7 protein-coding genes and 2 rRNA genes are annotated in these 17,323 nt (G+C 67.5%); 3 read left to right on the forward strand and 6 right to left on the reverse strand.

The features are described 5' to 3' along the window. Window positions 1–23: 23 nt before the first annotated feature. The 3 genes from Q2K21_RS34525 to Q2K21_RS34535 form a co-directional block, all read right to left on the reverse strand. Window positions 24–3,144, reverse strand: a 23S ribosomal RNA gene (locus Q2K21_RS34525). Between the two features lie 316 nt (window positions 3,145–3,460). Next, window positions 3,461–4,986 (reverse strand): 16S ribosomal RNA (locus tag Q2K21_RS34530). The 16S and 23S rRNA genes sit together here, the layout of an rRNA operon. 693 nt (window positions 4,987–5,679) lie before the next feature. Next, window positions 5,680–6,228 (reverse strand): MarR family winged helix-turn-helix transcriptional regulator, encoded by a 549-nt coding sequence (locus Q2K21_RS34535; RefSeq protein WP_310779894.1) that lies wholly within the window; start codon window positions 6,226–6,228, stop codon window positions 5,680–5,682. Window positions 6,229–6,396: 168 nt separating this feature from the next. Between Q2K21_RS34535 and Q2K21_RS34540 the strand changes: the two genes are divergently transcribed. Then, on the forward strand, window positions 6,397–7,671 hold the full coding sequence (locus Q2K21_RS34540; protein ID WP_310781381.1) for an MDR family MFS transporter: 1,275 nt from the start codon (window positions 6,397–6,399) through the stop codon (window positions 7,669–7,671). Window positions 7,672–7,757: 86 nt separating this feature from the next. Here the strand turns inward: Q2K21_RS34540 and Q2K21_RS34545 are convergent, their stop codons facing one another. Together Q2K21_RS34545 and Q2K21_RS34550 are read right to left on the reverse strand one after the other, a co-directional pair. Further along, the gene (locus Q2K21_RS34545) at window positions 7,758–9,401 is read right to left on the reverse strand and encodes an ATP-binding SpoIIE family protein phosphatase (RefSeq protein ID WP_310779896.1); all 1,644 of its coding nucleotides are present in this window, start codon (window positions 9,399–9,401) and stop codon (window positions 7,758–7,760) included. 210 nt (window positions 9,402–9,611) lie between these two features. Continuing rightward, on the reverse strand, window positions 9,612–11,012 hold the full coding sequence (locus Q2K21_RS34550) for an NAD(P)/FAD-dependent oxidoreductase (RefSeq protein ID WP_310779898.1): 1,401 nt from the start codon (window positions 11,010–11,012) through the stop codon (window positions 9,612–9,614). A 384-nt stretch (window positions 11,013–11,396) separates the two neighbouring features. Between Q2K21_RS34550 and Q2K21_RS34555 the strand changes: the two genes are divergently transcribed. Further along, window positions 11,397–12,164 (forward strand): TetR/AcrR family transcriptional regulator, encoded by a 768-nt coding sequence (locus Q2K21_RS34555; RefSeq protein ID WP_310779899.1) that lies wholly within the window; start codon window positions 11,397–11,399, stop codon window positions 12,162–12,164. A gap of 266 nt (window positions 12,165–12,430) precedes the next feature. Continuing rightward, the gene (locus tag Q2K21_RS34560) at window positions 12,431–14,485 is read left to right on the forward strand and encodes a sigma-70 family RNA polymerase sigma factor (RefSeq protein WP_310779901.1); all 2,055 of its coding nucleotides are present in this window, start codon (window positions 12,431–12,433) and stop codon (window positions 14,483–14,485) included. Window positions 14,486–14,564: 79 nt separating this feature from the next. On the opposite strand, the gene Q2K21_RS34565 is transcribed toward Q2K21_RS34560, so the two are convergent. Then, entirely contained in the window at window positions 14,565–16,652 is a 2,088-nt protein-coding gene (locus tag Q2K21_RS34565) for an asparagine synthase-related protein (protein ID WP_310779903.1), read from the reverse strand. Window positions 16,653–17,323 lie beyond the last annotated feature (671 nt).

Genomic DNA, 17,323 nt, shown 5'->3' on the forward strand with positions numbered 1-17,323 from the left:
CAACACAGTGGACGCGAGCAACTGAGGACAAGCCCTCGGCCTATTAGTACCAGTCACCTCCACACGTTGCCGTGCTTCCAGATCTGGCCTATCAACCCAGTCGTCTACTGGGAGCCTTACCCCATCAAGTGGGTGGGAGTCCTCATCTCGAAGCAGGCTTCCCGCTTAGATGCTTTCAGCGGTTATCCCTCCCGAACGTAGCCAACCAGCCATGCCCTTGGCAGAACAACTGGCACACCAGAGGTTCGTCCGTCCCGGTCCTCTCGTACTAGGGACAGCCCTTCTCAAGACTCCTACGCGCACAGCGGATAGGGACCGAACTGTCTCACGACGTTCTAAACCCAGCTCGCGTACCGCTTTAATGGGCGAACAGCCCAACCCTTGGGACCGACTCCAGCCCCAGGATGCGACGAGCCGACATCGAGGTGCCAAACCATCCCGTCGATATGGACTCTTGGGGAAGATCAGCCTGTTATCCCCGGGGTACCTTTTATCCGTTGAGCGACGGCGCTTCCACAAGCCACCGCCGGATCACTAGTCCCGACTTTCGTCCCTGCTCGACCCGTCGGTCTCACAGTCAAGCTCCCTTGTGCACTTACACTCAACACCTGATTGCCAACCAGGCTGAGGGAACCTTTGGGCGCCTCCGTTACTCTTTAGGAGGCAACCGCCCCAGTTAAACTACCCATCAGACACTGTCCCTGATCCGGATCACGGACCCAGGTTAGACATCCAGCACGACCAGACTGGTATTTCAACGACGACTCCACAACCACTGGCGTGGCCGCTTCAAAGTCTCCCAGCTATCCTACACAAGCCGAACCGAACACCAATATCAAACTGTAGTAAAGGTCCCGGGGTCTTTCCGTCCTGCTGCGCGAAACGAGCATCTTTACTCGTAGTGCAATTTCACCGGGCCTATGGTTGAGACAGTCGAGAAGTCGTTACGCCATTCGTGCAGGTCGGAACTTACCCGACAAGGAATTTCGCTACCTTAGGATGGTTATAGTTACCACCGCCGTTTACTGGCGCTTAAGTTCTCAGCTTCGCCCCACCGAAATGGAGCTAACCGGTCCCCTTAACGTTCCAGCACCGGGCAGGCGTCAGTCCGTATACATCGCCTTACGGCTTCGCACGGACCTGTGTTTTTAGTAAACAGTCGCTTCTCGCTGGTCTCTGCGGCCACCCCCAGCTCAGGAAGCAAGTTCCCTCACCAGGTGTGGCCCCCCTTCTCCCGAAGTTACGGGGGCATTTTGCCGAGTTCCTTAACCATAGTTCACCCGAACGCCTCGGTATTCTCTACCTGACCACCTGAGTCGGTTTAGGGTACGGGCCGCCATGAAACTCGCTAGAGGCTTTTCTCGACAGCATAGGATCATCCACTTCACCACAATCGGCTCGGCATCAGGTCTCAGCCTCATGTGCGACGGATTTGCCTATCGCACGGCCTACACCCTTACCCCGGGACAACCACCGCCCGGGATGGACTACCTTCCTGCGTCACCCCATCACTCACCTACTAACCGCTTGGTTCAGCGGCTCCACCACTTTCCTTTCCCCGAAGGGTCCGGAACGGCTTCACGGCCTTAGCATCACGATGCTCGATGTTTGACGCTTCACAGCGGGTACCGGAATATCAACCGGTTATCCATCGACTACGCCTGTCGGCCTCGCCTTAGGTCCCGACTTACCCTGGGCAGATCAGCTTGACCCAGGAACCCTTAGTCAATCGGCGCACACGTTTCTCACGTGTGAATCGCTACTCATGCCTGCATTCTCACTCGTCAACCGTCCACAACTACCTTCCGGTGCTGCTTCACCCGGCAGACGACGCTCCCCTACCCATCACAGCAGGCGTTGGCCCTATATGCTGCAATGACACGACTTCGGCGGTACGCTTGAGCCCCGCTACATTGTCGGCGCGGAATCACTAGACCAGTGAGCTATTACGCACTCTTTCAAGGGTGGCTGCTTCTAAGCCAACCTCCTGGTTGTCTGTGCGACTCCACATCCTTTCCCACTTAGCGTACGCTTAGGGGCCTTAGTCGATGCTCTGGGCTGTTTCCCTCTCGACCATGGAGCTTATCCCCCACAGTCTCACTGCCGCGCTCTCACTTACCGGCATTCGGAGTTTGGCTAAGGTCAGTAACCCGGTAGGGCCCATCGCCTATCCAGTGCTCTACCTCCGGCAAGAAACACACGACGCTGCACCTAAATGCATTTCGGGGAGAACCAGCTATCACGGAGTTTGATTGGCCTTTCACCCCTAACCACAGGTCATCCCCCAGGTTTTCAACCCTGGTGGGTTCGGTCCTCCACGAAGTCTTACCTCCGCTTCAACCTGCCCATGGCTAGATCACTCCGCTTCGGGTCTTGAGCGTGCTACTCCAACGCCCTATTCGGACTCGCTTTCGCTACGGCTTCCCCACACGGGTTAACCTCGCAACACACCGCAAACTCGCAGGCTCATTCTTCAAAAGGCACGCAGTCACGAGACACCAGCAAGCTGATGTCCGACGCTCCCACGGCTTGTAGGCACACGGTTTCAGGTACTATTTCACTCCCCTCCCGGGGTACTTTTCACCATTCCCTCACGGTACTATCCGCTATCGGTCACCAGGGAATATTTAGGCTTAGCGGGTGGTCCCGCCAGATTCACACGGGATTTCTCGGGCCCCGTGCTACTTGGGTGTTTCTCAAGCGAGCCGTACAGATTTCGACTACGGGGGTCTTACCCTCTACGCCGGGCCTTTCGCATGCCCTTCGCCTATCCATACGGTTTCTGACTCGCCGACCAACCGGCAGATTGGTCAAGAGAAATCCCACAACCCCGCATGCGCAACCCCTGCCGGGTCTCACACGCATACGGTTTGGCCTCATCCGGTTTCGCTCGCCACTACTCCCGGAATCACGGTTGTTTTCTCTTCCTGAGGGTACTGAGATGTTTCACTTCCCCTCGTTCCCTCCACACTGCCTATGTGTTCAGCAGTGGGTGACAGCCCATGACGACTGCCGGGTTTCCCCATTCGGAAACCCCCGGATCAAAGCCTGGTTGACGACTCCCCGGGGACTATCGCGGCCTCCCACGTCCTTCATCGGTTCCTGGTGCCAAGGCATCCACCGTGCGCCCTTAAAAACTTGGCCACAGATGCTCGCGTCCACTGTGCAGTTCTCAAACAACGACCAACCACCCGTCACACACCAAAACCTTGGTGCTTCACCGGGGCCGGCATCGAAGACAGACCTTGCGGCCGTGCCCTCAGACACCCAACAGCGTGCCCGGCCAGCTCCCGTCCGGAGATCATGCGTTCCACGCTCTTACGAGCAGTACTAGCAGCCTCCGACCCGAGGTCCTGGCCGAATAATCAACGTTCCACCCATGAGCAACCAGCATCGGACGTTCGCCGATGTACTGGCCTCTGACCGTGTCCCGAAGAACCCGGTAAGAAGTGCTCCTTAGAAAGGAGGTGATCCAGCCGCACCTTCCGGTACGGCTACCTTGTTACGACTTCGTCCCAATCGCCAGTCCCACCTTCGACAGCTCCCTCCCACAAGGGGTTGGGCCACCGGCTTCGGGTGTTACCGACTTTCGTGACGTGACGGGCGGTGTGTACAAGGCCCGGGAACGTATTCACCGCAGCAATGCTGATCTGCGATTACTAGCGACTCCGACTTCATGGGGTCGAGTTGCAGACCCCAATCCGAACTGAGACCGGCTTTTTGAGATTCGCTCCACCTCACGGTATCGCAGCTCTTTGTACCGGCCATTGTAGCACGTGTGCAGCCCAAGACATAAGGGGCATGATGACTTGACGTCGTCCCCACCTTCCTCCGAGTTGACCCCGGCGGTCTCCTGTGAGTCCCCATCACCCCGAAGGGCATGCTGGCAACACAGAACAAGGGTTGCGCTCGTTGCGGGACTTAACCCAACATCTCACGACACGAGCTGACGACAGCCATGCACCACCTGTACACCGACCACAAGGGGGGCACTATCTCTAATGCTTTCCGGTGTATGTCAAGCCTTGGTAAGGTTCTTCGCGTTGCGTCGAATTAAGCCACATGCTCCGCCGCTTGTGCGGGCCCCCGTCAATTCCTTTGAGTTTTAGCCTTGCGGCCGTACTCCCCAGGCGGGGAACTTAATGCGTTAGCTGCGGCACCGACGACGTGGAATGTCGCCAACACCTAGTTCCCACCGTTTACGGCGTGGACTACCAGGGTATCTAATCCTGTTCGCTCCCCACGCTTTCGCTCCTCAGCGTCAGTAATGGCCCAGAGATCCGCCTTCGCCACCGGTGTTCCTCCTGATATCTGCGCATTTCACCGCTACACCAGGAATTCCGATCTCCCCTACCACACTCTAGCTAGCCCGTATCGACTGCAGACCCGAGGTTAAGCCTCGGGCTTTCACAATCGACGTGACAAGCCGCCTACGAGCTCTTTACGCCCAATAATTCCGGACAACGCTTGCGCCCTACGTATTACCGCGGCTGCTGGCACGTAGTTAGCCGGCGCTTCTTCTGCAGGTACCGTCACTTTCGCTTCTTCCCTGCTGAAAGAGGTTTACAACCCGAAGGCCGTCATCCCTCACGCGGCGTCGCTGCATCAGGCTTGCGCCCATTGTGCAATATTCCCCACTGCTGCCTCCCGTAGGAGTCTGGGCCGTGTCTCAGTCCCAGTGTGGCCGGTCGCCCTCTCAGGCCGGCTACCCGTCGTCGCCTTGGTGAGCCATTACCTCACCAACAAGCTGATAGGCCGCGGGCTCATCCTGCACCGCCGGAGCTTTCCAAGTTCGAAGATGCCTCCGAACCTCGTATCCGGTATTAGACCCCGTTTCCAGGGCTTGTCCCAGAGTGCAGGGCAGATTGCCCACGTGTTACTCACCCGTTCGCCACTAATCCCCACCGAAGTGGTTCATCGTTCGACTTGCATGTGTTAAGCACGCCGCCAGCGTTCGTCCTGAGCCAGGATCAAACTCTCCGTGAATGTTTACCGGTAATCCGGTTCAACACCACGAGAGCGGTGCGAGAGGAGGAATAGTCCCCTCGCACACAGCGTCCTCGCTGTGTTTTTCAAAGGAACCTCGACCATCGGATTGTTCCGACGGACGGGGTATCAACATATCTGGCGTTGATTTTTGGCACGCTGTTGAGTTCTCAAGGAACGGACGCTTCCTTTGTACTCACCCTCTCGGGCTTTCCTCCGGGCGCTTCCCTTCGGTCTTGCGTTTCCGACTCTATCAGATCTTTTCTCGATCCGATTTCCTCGGTGCTTTCCAGGTTCCCGCTCTCGCGTTTCCCTTTCCGGCGATGTTGACTCTATCAGATCCCTCAGTTCCCTTTGGGGTCTGACTCCCTGTCAACCGGGTTGTCTTCCCGGGCCTTTCGGCCGTTCCGACGCCCCAAACCGTAGCGGATCTCTCCGGCGATTCCTAATCGAGTCGATCGGAGTCGCCGTACCCAATCGAATGGAATTCGGGCACACCGAATTCAACCCGGTCAGGTGATCGCGCTGAGTGGTTTTGTTGCCGCTACCGCGGCGGGAGGTGCTACCGAAGAACCGTTACGGCTCCGTGGCAACCCGAAGAACTTTACGGATCGGAGGGTGGGCTGTCAAGCCTTCCCAGGGCGATGCGCCGCCAAACTTTCGACGGCACCCGTCCGGGTTGCCTCGGTGACCTCAGTCCAGGTCGCTGAGGCGGCCGCCGGCGTCCGGCTGGGCGTGCTCCACGCGGCGCAGCAGGCGGGTCAGCACCTCGCCCAGGACGGTGCGCTCCTCAAGGGAGAGGTCCTGGAGGAGGTCCTCCTCGAAGACGGAGGCCAGGCGCATCGCCTCCAGCCACTTCTCGCGGCCCTCGGCGGTCAGCTCGACGATGACACGGACGCGGTTGGCCTCGTCGCGCTCGCGGGTGACCAGGCCCTCGCCGACCATGCGGTCGATGCGGTGCGTCATCGCGGCCGGCGTCAGGCCGAGCCGCTTGGCCAGGTCGCTCGGGCCCATGCGATAGGGGGCGCCGGACAGGACAAGGGCCTTGAGGACCTCCCACTCGGCGTTGCTGATTCCGAGTGCGGCGGTCTGGCGGCCGTAGGCGACGTTCATACGGCGGTTGAGGCGGGACAGGGCCGAGACGATCTTCTCGACCTGGGGGTCCAGGTCCTGGAATTCGCGCTGGTAGGCGGCGATCTGTTCGTCGAGGGTCGGCTCGCTGACGCCGGGGTTGTCGCCCATGGGCGCAGTATGGCACGCCCTTGCTTGGCATCGAAGTCCTTCAAGGTGTAATGTTCAATCTCGAACTTTAGCTTCGAAGTCTTCAGGGCTAACCGCTTCAAGGGTAAGACCTCCGGGTCGGGCCTCCGCGGGCCCTCTTCCTAAGGACAGGTGAACGTGACCAGGGCGATGGGCGCAGCGATGCGCCGGGTTCATGTGGGCAACGCACTCAGCGCGTTCGGCCTCGGCTTCACCGTCCCGTATCTGTACGTCTATGTGGCGCAGGTGCGGGATCTCGGTGCTGTGACGGCGGGTCTCGTGCTCACCGTCTTCGCCGTGGCCGCGCTCGTCGTGCTGCCGTTGGCCGGGCGGGCCATCGTCCGGCGCGGCCCGCTTCCGGTCCTGCTCGCCGCCCTGGTGACCGCCGCCGTCGGCTCGCTGAGCCTGGGGCTCGCGGCCGGCGCGGCGACCGTGCTGCTGTCGGCGGCCCTGCTCGGTGCCGGTCAGGCCGTGATGCAGCCGGCGCTGGCCACGATGATCGTGGACTGCTCGACGGCGGAGACACGGTCGCGGGCGTTCGCGATGCAGTTCTTCCTCCAGAACCTGGGGCTGGGCATCGGTGGGCTGATCGGCGGCCATCTCGTCGACGCGTCGCGCGCCTCGTCCTTCACACTGCTGTTCGCGATCGAGGCGGCGATGTTCCTGCTGCTCGTCGTGATCATGTCGACCGTGCGGGTGCCGCACGCGCCGGACATCAAGGCCGCGGCACCACAGGGTGGCAAGGCGAGCTGGAAGCAGCTGATGAACAACCGGGCCATGGTGCAGCTGTCCGTGCTGGGCTTCGTGCTGTTCTTCGCCTGTTACGGGCAGTTCGAGTCGGGGCTGAGCGCGTACGGCGTCGAGGCGGCCGGGATCTCCACGTCGGCGCTGGGTACGGCGCTGGCGGCGAACACGGCGATGATCGTGGTCGCGCAGTTCGCGGTGCTGAAGTTCGTGGAGCGGCGGAGGCGGTCGCGCGTGATCGCGAGCGTGGGGCTGATCTGGGCCGTCGCATGGGTCGTCGCGGGGTACGCGGGGCTGGGGCACGGCAGCCAGACGATGGCGACCGCCGCGTTCGTCTCGACGTACGCACTCTTCGGTCTCGGCGAGGCGATGCTGTCGCCGACGGTCGCGCCGCTGGTCGCGGATCTCGCGCCGACGGGGATGGCGGGGCAGTACAACTCGGCTTTCGCCCTGGTGAAGCAGTTGGCTCTCGCGCTGGGGCCGGCGGTTGGCGGGCCCCTGGCGGCGTCGCTGCCCAAGCCGTACGTCGTGACGTTCCTGCTGTTCTCGCTGGGCATCACGGTCCTGGCGCTGAGGCTTGAGCGGCTGCTCACGCCGGTGCAGAACCAGCCGTCGCTGGGGCGGAGCCGGGTGGTGGCGCAGGGAGGTGCGGCGACGGAGCCGGCGTCGGCGCGCGCGTGAGGGTTGGCGCCCCCGCCGCCCCTACCCTCCCCCAAGCTCTCGGCTTCGCTCGAGCAGGGGGGACCCCAGACAGGCTGAAAGACGCCTCACGGCAACACGAACTCGCACCACACCGCCTTCCCACCCCCCGGCGTCCGCCGCGATCCCCAGTTCGACGCGATCGTCGCCACGATCGCGATCCCCCGGCCCGTCTCGTCCGCCGGATCCGCGCGGCGGCGGCGCGGCAGGTGGTCGTCTCCGTCCGTCACCTCGATGATCAGGCGGCGGTCCGTGCGCCGGAGGCGCAGGCGCATGGGCGGGGTGCCGTGCTGGAGCGAGTTGGCGACCAGTTCGCTCGCCGCCAGGACGCCCAGGTCGTGCAGATCCGTCGGGAACCGCCAGCTCGTCAGCACGCCGGAGGCGAACGCACGCGCGCGTGGTGCCGCCTCCACGCCGCCGAGCAGCTCCAAGGCGGCATTGCGGAAGAGGTCGCCGTCCGGGCCCGTGCGCGACGGGTGCTGAAGGACCAGGACCGCCACATCGTCGTCGTGGCCCGCGGTGACGCCCGCCGAGCGGACCAGGCGGTCGCAGATCACCTGGGGCGTGCCCGTGGCGCCCGCGAGCGCGCTCTCCAGGGCCGCGATGCCCTCGTCCAGGTCGGCGTCCCGACGCTCGACCAGGCCGTCCGTGTAGAGGACGGCCGTCGAGCCGGGCCCCAGTGGCACCGAGCCCGACGCGTGCATCCAGCCGCCGGTGCCGAGCGGCGGGCCGGTGGGTTCGTCGGCGCGCAGGACCGCTCCGCTCTCGTCGCGGACGAGGATCGGAAGGTGGCCGGCCGAGGCGTACACCAAGCGGCCCTCGTTCGGGTCGTGGACGGCGTACACGCACGTCGCGATCTGGTTGGCGTCGATCTCCGAGGCGAGGCCGTCGAGGAGCTGGAGGACCTCGTGCGGGGGCAGGTCGAGACGGGCGTAGGCGCGGACCGCCGTGCGCAGCTGGCCCATCACCGCGGCCGCCCTCACACCGCGGCCCATCACGTCGCCGATCACCAGCGCCGTGCGGCCGCCGCCCAACGTGATCACGTCGTACCAGTCGCCGCCCACCGCGGCCTCCGTGCCACCGGGCTGATAGGTGGCGGCGATGCGCAGGTCGTCGGGCTGTTCCAGCTCCTGCGGCAGCAGGGAGCGCTGGAGCGTCACCGCCGTCTCGCGCTGCTCGCGCTCGCTCGCGCGCAACCGTTCGGCGGCCTCGGCGTGGTCCGTGACGTCGGCGGCGAAGATGAGCACGCCCCTGGCCTTGTCGTCGTCCGGTACGTCCACCGGAGTGCACGTGAACGTGTACGAGCGGCCGCTCGGCGCCTTGCGGGACTTGACCGTGCGCGGCTTGGAGCTGCGCAGCACCTGGTCCAGGAGCGGAAGGAGACCGAGTTCGTCCAGCTCGGGCAGCGCCTCGTGCGCGGGTTCGCCGACCGGGCGGGCGCCGAAGGCCGCCACGTAGGCGTCGTTGACGTACGCGATGCGGTGGTCGGGGCCGTGCACCAGGGCGACGAGGGCCGGGACGCGGTCCAGGACCTCGCGTACCGGGAGCTCGTCGACGGCGGGCACGCTCGGCCTGTCGTCGGTGAGCCGCTCACCGCGGGCCGCGGGCACGGAACCTTCCCCGCGCCGGTCCTGGGAGACCGCGTGCTCGGTCCGCGCTGCGGCGCGGCGCTGCGTTCCGGGGAGCCGGGCGCTCCAGCGCGTGAAGTTCACCGATTCCTTGCCTCGTCGTTGTTGTCTCCGGCCGGCTCCGGATCCGGTCGGGGGTCCGGGAGCCTGCCCCCGGGAGGTGTGCCGCACAGTGGGGTAAGCCTTGTGGATTCGTCAGGGCGAGGATCGGCCCGCCCAAGTCGTGGACCAGTCTCGCCGACCGGACCGACATCCGTCAGACGCCCGTCCTTTCGGCGGAGTTCCTGGATCCGGTCAGGACGACCCCTTCGGGTCTCCTGAAGGCTTTCCACCGGCCGCGAGTTCGAACTCCGCACGGGGATGTTCGAGTGAACCGAGGGAGACGATCTCCCTCTTGAAGAGCCCCGCCAGGGTCCATTCGGCCATCACTCGGGCCTTCCGGTTGAAGGTCGGCACCCTGCTGAGGTGATAGGTGCGATGCATGAACCAGGCAGGGTAGCCCTTCAGCTTGCGCCCGTAGACGTGCGCGACGCCCTTGTGCAGCCCCAGGGAGGCCACCGAACCGACGTACTTGTGGGCGTACGTCTCCAGGGCCTCGTCGCGCAGTGAGCGCACGATGTTGTCGGCGAGGACCTTGGCCTGGCGCAGCGCGTGCTGGGCGTTGGGGGCGGTCTCCTTGCCCGGTTCCGCCGCGGTGACGTCGGGGACGGCGGCCGCGTCTCCCGCGCCCCACGCGTGCGTGACTCCCTCCACGGTCAGTTCGGGTGTGCACTTCAGGCGACCGCGTCCGTTCAGCGGCAGGTCGGTGGCCGCGAGGATCGGGTTCGGCTTCACACCGGCGGTCCACACGACCGTACGCGTCCGGAAGCGTGCGCCGTCGGAGAGGACGGCGACGCGGTCGACGCACGACTCCAGGCGGGTTTCGAGGCGCACGTCGATGTTGCGGCGGCGCAGCTCGGTGACGGTGTACCGGCCCATCTCCTCGCCGACCTCGGGGAGGATGCGGTCCGAGGCCTCCACGAGGATCCACTTCATGTCCTCGGGCTTGACGTTGTGGTAGTAGCGCGCGGCGTAGCGGGCCATGTCCTCCAGTTCGCCGAGCGCCTCCACGCCGGCGAATCCGCCTCCTACGAAGACGAAGGTGAGGGCCGCGTCGCGGATCGCGGGGTCGCGGGTGGAGGAGGCGATGTCCATCTGCTCGATGACGTGGTTGCGCAGGCCGATGGCCTCCTCGACGGTCTTGAAGCCGATGCCGTGGTCGGCGAGACCGGGGATCGGGAGGGTGCGCGAGATGGAGCCGGGGGCCAGGACGAGTTCGTCGTACGAGAGCTGTTCCGTCTGCCCGGTCTCCTCGGTGGCGAGCGTGGCGATGGTGGCGGTGCGCTTGGCGTGATCGATGGACGTGGCCTCGCCGATGACCACGTGGCAGCCGTCCAGGACGCGGCGCAGCGGGACGACCACATGACGCGGCGAGATCGCGCCGGCGGCCGCCTCCGGCAGGAACGGCTGGTACGTCATGTACGGGTCGGGCGAGACCACGACGATCTCGGCCTCGCCTTTCTTGAGCTGCGCCTTCAGCTTCCGCTGCAGGCGCAGGGCGGTGTACAGACCGACGTAGCCGCCGCCGACGATGAGGATGCGCACGCACTTCGGGGGTTCGGGGGTCTGCCCCCGATGGATTGCAGCCGTCACCATCCCATGACGCACCGAGCGCTTGAGTTTGTCCACAGGCCCGGCAAATTGTGTGACCGGACGGCGGCATCGGGCGGGGTTGGCCGAATTACCGGAGTGCGGGGAAGCAGTGCAGGTCAGCGGGTGTGAGCGGGGTGACGTTGGGGGGCGCAATCAGGACGTATCCGGCCCGTACTCCGATCGGGGGGCGCTCCGTGCGGAACCTGCCCCTTCTGAATTGACTCCCGCTCAACTATGTTCGTGTGTCGACGGGGTGTAGGGGGATGCGCTCGACCGACGGGTCCGCGACGGGCGGGTCCGGTGATGTACGACGCTTGTTCCGTACGCTCCGGCTTTCAATGGCGGGGAGAGTCTCCGGGGGGAGACGTCATTACCGGGGGAACACTTATGCACATTCAGGACCCTCATTGGGCATCCGCGTCCGCCGTCGCACCGGCCGGCGCGGTGAGCGCGGCAACCGGGAACGGCCGCGGGGACGCGGCACGGACGACGCCGCTGCGCGTGGACGCACAGCGCAATCTGGAGCATGTACTGCGCGCGGCGCGCGAGGTCTTCGGCGAGCTGGGGTACGGCGCGCCGATGGAGGACGTGGCGCGGCGCGCCAGGGTCGGCGTCGGCACGGTGTACCGGCGCTTCCCGAGCAAGGACGTCCTGGTGCGGCGGATAGCCGAGGAGGAAACCTCCCGGCTGACCGACCAGGCCAGGGCGGCGCTCAGCCAGGAGGACGAGCCGTGGTCGGCGCTGTCCCGTTTCCTGCGGACGTCGGTTGCGTCGGGCGCGGGACGGCTGCTGCCGCCGCAGGTGCTGCGGGTGGGAGTCGTCGAGGACGGGCCCGAGGGAGCCGACGCGGTACTGGTGGACGAGGCGCGGGTGCCGCAGCAGCGGGACCGGTCGGCCACCGAGTTGCGGCTCGTGGAGCAGCGGTCCGCCCAGGAGTCGGACGACGCGGGTGCGGCGACGCTGCTGGAGGTCGTCGGACAGCTTGTGGAGCGTGCGCGCGCGGCGGGTGAACTGCGGGCGGACGTGACCGTGTCGGACGTGCTGCTGGTGATCGCGACGGCGGCTCCCTCGCTGCCGGATGCCGCCCAGCAGGCGGCGGCCTCGGCCCGGTTGCTCGACATCCTCCTGGAGGGCCTGCGGTCACGCCCGGCGTAAGGCGGGCGCGCTGCCCAGGCCCGACTCGTTCCACTTCGGCCGACCGGATTCCCGAGCGCGGGCGCTGCCTCATATCGCCTGTTTCGGTGATCTGCCTTACGGGGTCGGTCCGTTGACCGTTTGAGTAGTCGGATGGCTGCCGGCGCCGCCTCGCGCGGGTGCCCTCGGAAAAGTAGTTGGGACCCAGGGCGTGCTCGTGGCGGGCGTCCCGTATGGCACTCTGGCGCCGTGTTCGGGACTGGTTCGGCGGGCGGGGGCTTTCCGCGATGAGCGTTGACGGGCGGGACGAGTCACTCGGTGACGACGGCGTGGAGACCTCACGACGGGTGCCGAACCAGGGCGGGCCGTCGCGGGGCGCCACGGGCGGCTCCCGCTCCGGTGGGACCCCCGAACACAGCGTGCCGGCGCAGCGCGGGGGCAGTGCGCTGCCGCCCGCGGACGCCGGGCTGATCAAACGGATGCGCGCCGGCGACGACACGGCGTACGAGGAGTTGTACCGGCGCCATGCCGAAGCCGTGCGCCGGTACGCCCGCACCTGCTGCCGTGACGCCCACACCGCGGACGACCTCACCGCCGAGGTCTTCGCCCGCATGCTCCAGGCGGTGCGCGGCGGCTCCGGCCCCGAGCACGCCGTCCGCGCGTATCTGCTCACGACGGTGCGCCGCGTCGCCGCGGCCTGGACGAAGTCCGCGAAGCGGGAGCAACTGGTCGACGACTTCGCCGTGTTCGCCGCGCAGTCCGGCCGGACGTCCGACGTGTCCGACGACGCCGCGTCCATGGGCTCCTTCGGTACGGGCGTGGACCAGGGCGCCGATGTGCGTGCGATGCACGAGGCCGAGCAGTCCATGGCCATGCGGGCCTTCCGGTCGCTGCCCGAACGCTGGCAGGCCGTGCTGTGGCACACCGAGGTCGAGGACGAGTCGCCGAGCGAGGTCGCCACGCTCTTCGGGCTGGACGCCAACGGCACGCGCGTCCTCGCCAGTCGTGCCCGCGAGGGCCTCAGACAGGCCTACCTCCAGGCACATGTGAGCACCACGCTCACCTCGGACGAGGAGTGCGCGCGCTACGCCGACCAGCTCGGCACGTACGCCCGCCGCCGACTGCGCACCAGGGCCGAGCGGGGCCTGCGCAAGCATCTGGAGGAATGCGTCAAGTGCCGGCTGGCGGCCGGCCAGATCGAGGAAGTCGCGAACGGCATCCCCGCCGTCGTACCCATCGCGGTCATCGGCTGGTTCGGCGCCGCCGGGTACGCCAAGGCACTCGGGATCATCGCCGGGGGCGCCGGAGCCGCTGCGGCGGGTGCCGCGGGCGCGGCCGTCACGGCGAGCGGCAGCGCCACGGGCGGGGCAGGCGCGGGTGGAGCGGGCGTCGGCGGGGCGAGCGTGGGCGGTGGCGCGGCGGCCTCGGAAGGGCTCGGCGCGATGGTGAAGGCCGGTATCGCGGCGGGTGCCGCCGCGGTGACGGCCACGGCGATCGTGCTCGCGGTGTCGGGTAACCACCACCCGGCCAAGAAGCCCGAGGCCAAGGTGCAAGCCACACAGGCCGTGGAGTCCCAGAGGCCCACGACGGCCCCAACGGGCAGGAACCAGAACAAGCAGCCCGCCGCGCAGCCGCCGACGGCGGACCCGACGGGGGGCCCGGCAGCGAACCCGGCAGCGAACCCGGCGACAGACCCCGGGACGGACCCGACCGCAGCACCGACAGCGGCCCCGGAACCGGCCGTGACACCCACACCGAACGACGACCGGAAGGCCTCCGCCTCGGCCCCTGCTCCCACTCCGAGCAAGCCAACGCCCTCGCCCACATCGCCGTCCACCCCGACGCCGAAGCCGAAGCCCACGCCCACGCCCACACCGACCTCGAAGCCCACGCCGACCCCGCCCGCTCCGGCGGTCTACCAGTGGAACGAACTGTCGTACGACATCACGGGCGACGGCACCAAGCCCGAGATGCGGTTCGGCGAGAGCAGCTGGCTGTGGCAGCGGTGGGGGGTGTCGATCGCCGACCAGCACTACACGCACGGTGTGACCGTCCACGGCTCGTCGTCCGTCACGATCGACCTCAACCGTCAGTGCTCGGCGTTCGACGCGCTGGTCGGCGTCGACGATCTGACGAACGGCTACGGCAAAGTGCGGTTCTCGGTGTTCGTCGACGGGGCGCGGCTGTGGCGGTCGCCGCAGATCAAGGGCGGTCACCGCGCGGTGCCGGTCCATGTCGGGCTCGCCGGGCACAAGACGGTCCGGTTCGTGGTCGAGCCCCACAAGGGGGTCGATTCGGCGGCGCTCGCGGACTGGGCGGAGTCGCGGTTCACCTGCCGGTAGGCGACTTACCGCCAGGTTGTCCAGTGCCCGGCGTCGCGGCTGGGCGGGGCTGGGTCGCGCGGCCCGGCGGCGAGCCGGTTCACGCCCCCGCCGCCCCCAGCGCCCGCCCCCGTGCGGCGATCCCCGCCGGTACCGCGCGGGCACGGGCCGGTGTGCCCGTCCAGCATGTGCCGCGGCGGGCCAGCAGGCGGCGCAGCCACAGTTCCAGGGAGACCAGGTCCGCCAGGCCGTCCAGCGGGAGCGGTGCGCCGTCCGCCGCCGCGCGGACCGCCTTGCGCACGACGCGGGCCTCCACCAGGCCCGCCTCCGCCAGCAGCGGTGTGTCGAACAGGGCGAGCAGGGAGTCCGTGGCCACCCGCAGGCCCATGCGCGCCGCGGCCGCCGAGGAGGCGTGCGAGGGGGCACCCCAGCCCGCCGGCAGGCCTCCGACGCCCGCACCCTCCAGGACCGTCCGCAGGATCGCCGCCCGCGCCCCGGGCTGCACCCGCAGCGCCTCGGGAAGCTCCCGGCACGCGCGGACCACCTGGTTGTCCAGGAACGGCGCGTGCAGCCGCTGGGAGCGGATCTCGGCCGCCTGTTCCAGTACCCGGAGGTCCGCGGCATGCCGGGCGAGCGCCGCACGCGCGCGGAAGTCGCCGGGCCGCTGCCCGGGAGCGACCCCCGGCCGACCTGGGGCTCCTTGGAGGCGAACCGATACTTCAGCGAGGGCCTCACCGGTCAGCCAACGCGCCGCGGGCCCCGGTCTGGCCCAGGTGAGCGCGGCGAGCGACGCCCCCACCGCACCCCCGGGCTCCTCGAACCGCCGCCGCATCAGCCGGTCGGCGAGTGAGTCGACCCCGGCCCGGTACGGCGTGCGGGCCAGCTTCCGCGCCGCGCCGTACACACGCGCGGGGACCATCACGGAACCGTCCGCCTTCGCCAACGCGGCCACCGGGCGCACAAGATGGCGGCGCTTGCGGTCCATCAGCAGATCCGCGAGGCGGGCGGGGTGCGCGTCCAGGACCTGGCGGGCGCCGTAGCCCGTGAAGTGGTCGGCGCTGCCCGACGCCAGGCGCGCGCGGTGTCTGACCGCCGTCACCAGGGACGGGCCCGGTTCGTCGGTCAGCGGGCCGTCCAGGTCGGCATAGGGGAGCACCTCTTCGCCGCCGGTCACCACTACGTGGTGGAAGCGGGGGTTGGCCGCCAGCGTGCCGGCCCGTTCGAGTTCGGCCTCGCGCCCCTGGACGGCGAGGTCGTTGAAGGTGACGGCCAGCAGGCGTTCACCGGCTCCGGTGCCGTGTCCGAGGACCGTTCCGGGCATTCCGGGGAGTCCGGCCGCCAGCAGCGCCAGGGTTCCCGAGGCCGGCCCTCCGGAGAGGTCGGCACCGATGCCGGGGACGGGCATCCCGCGCGCGGCGCGCCGTTCCGCCGGTCCCATCCCGGGGACGGGCCCGGGGTCGATATCGGTGCCGGGCACGTGCCGCGGCGCCGACAGACGCGCGCGTACGGCGTCGACGAGGGCGTCCCGCACCCCGTCCACCGCGGCGGCCGGGTCCGCGGGGGGCGCCGCGACCGCGAGGGAGGCGACCGGCTCGTACCCGGCGATCTCCCGCGCCCCCGCCCGAAGGATCAGCGCGTGCCCCGGCGGAATGCGTCGTACGCCGTCGTACGGGGTCGAGTCGTGCACCGCGGCCGGCACGTCCGGGGCGGCGAGGAGGGCCGCCAGGTGCCCGAAGTCCAGGTTGGCCTCGATGAGGTCGGCGAGCGGGAGCGCGGCGGTCGCGTACGCCGTGCCGCCCGCCCAGGGGGTGTGGAACACCGGCCGCGCGCCCGCCAGATCGCCGCACACCGTGATCCTGCGTCCCACCTGGACGACGGCGGTGTAGCTGCCGGACCAGGCGGTCAGATGGCGAAGTGCCCCTCCCCTGGCGGCGAACAGGCCGACGCGCAGTTCCTCGTCGGAGGCCCCGCACGTGCCCAGGACAGCGATCCGGTTCTGTGCGTCGGCCTGTACGACGCGCACCTCGTCGGGGCGCCAGTCGCCGACCGCCCACAGCGGATCAGGGTCGCCCCACAGGAGTTGGGAGCCCACCGGGTGCACGGTCTCACCGTCGTATCCGGTTGCCCCGGCGACGCCGGGCTCGACGGCTCCAGCGGCGGTGCTGCTCCATCCCACCAACCACCGCATCGACGCCTCCACAGGCTGTGGACAACCAGTGCACCGTACGAACGGCTCCCATGCTGCCACGAAGAATGCGCGACTGAGGGCGTGTGCCATGGCTTGTGCGCCCCGGAACGCGCCCATGGGACCTCGCTGATGCGCCGGTGAACTCCCGCTCCAGGCACGGCGATGGAGAGGAAGGAGGCAAGGAAGAGGCAGGGGGGAAGCAGGGAGGAAGCAGCGAGGAGGCCGGGAAGAGACAGGGAAGTGGCTGGGAGGAGGCCGGAAACGGGAAGGAAGCGAGGAAGGAAACGGCGACGCGAATGCGCCCCCGGAAAGCTCCCCGAAAACCCCCTGCGCGCCGTCAAGAGTCGTGGTCGGAGCCTTGATCGCCCCCGAAATCCACCGTCGATTTTCGGCCAAATCGGTCGCGGGCGGGCAGACCTGTACACGCTCCGTACATGCCCTGCGCAACGCACAGTCCGGGAGGCGGAGTTCGCCTCCCGGACCGGTCCGCCGCCCGCGGGGATGAAGGCGGCGGTGTCCCCCAGCCCACTGGATCCAGTACAGCGGGCCGACCCACGCACGGCCCATGGAACCGTTCCCCAGGTGGCCGGAGAAGAGCGCACGGACGGGCGCACGGCCACACACCGGGAGCACGTGACAACACTGAGTACTGAGGTACGGACCACAATCCC

The sequence above is a fragment of the Streptomyces sp. CGMCC 4.7035 genome (assembly GCF_031583065.1).
In the GTDB taxonomy this organism is placed as follows: Bacteria; Actinomycetota; Actinomycetes; order Streptomycetales; family Streptomycetaceae; genus Streptomyces; species Streptomyces yaanensis.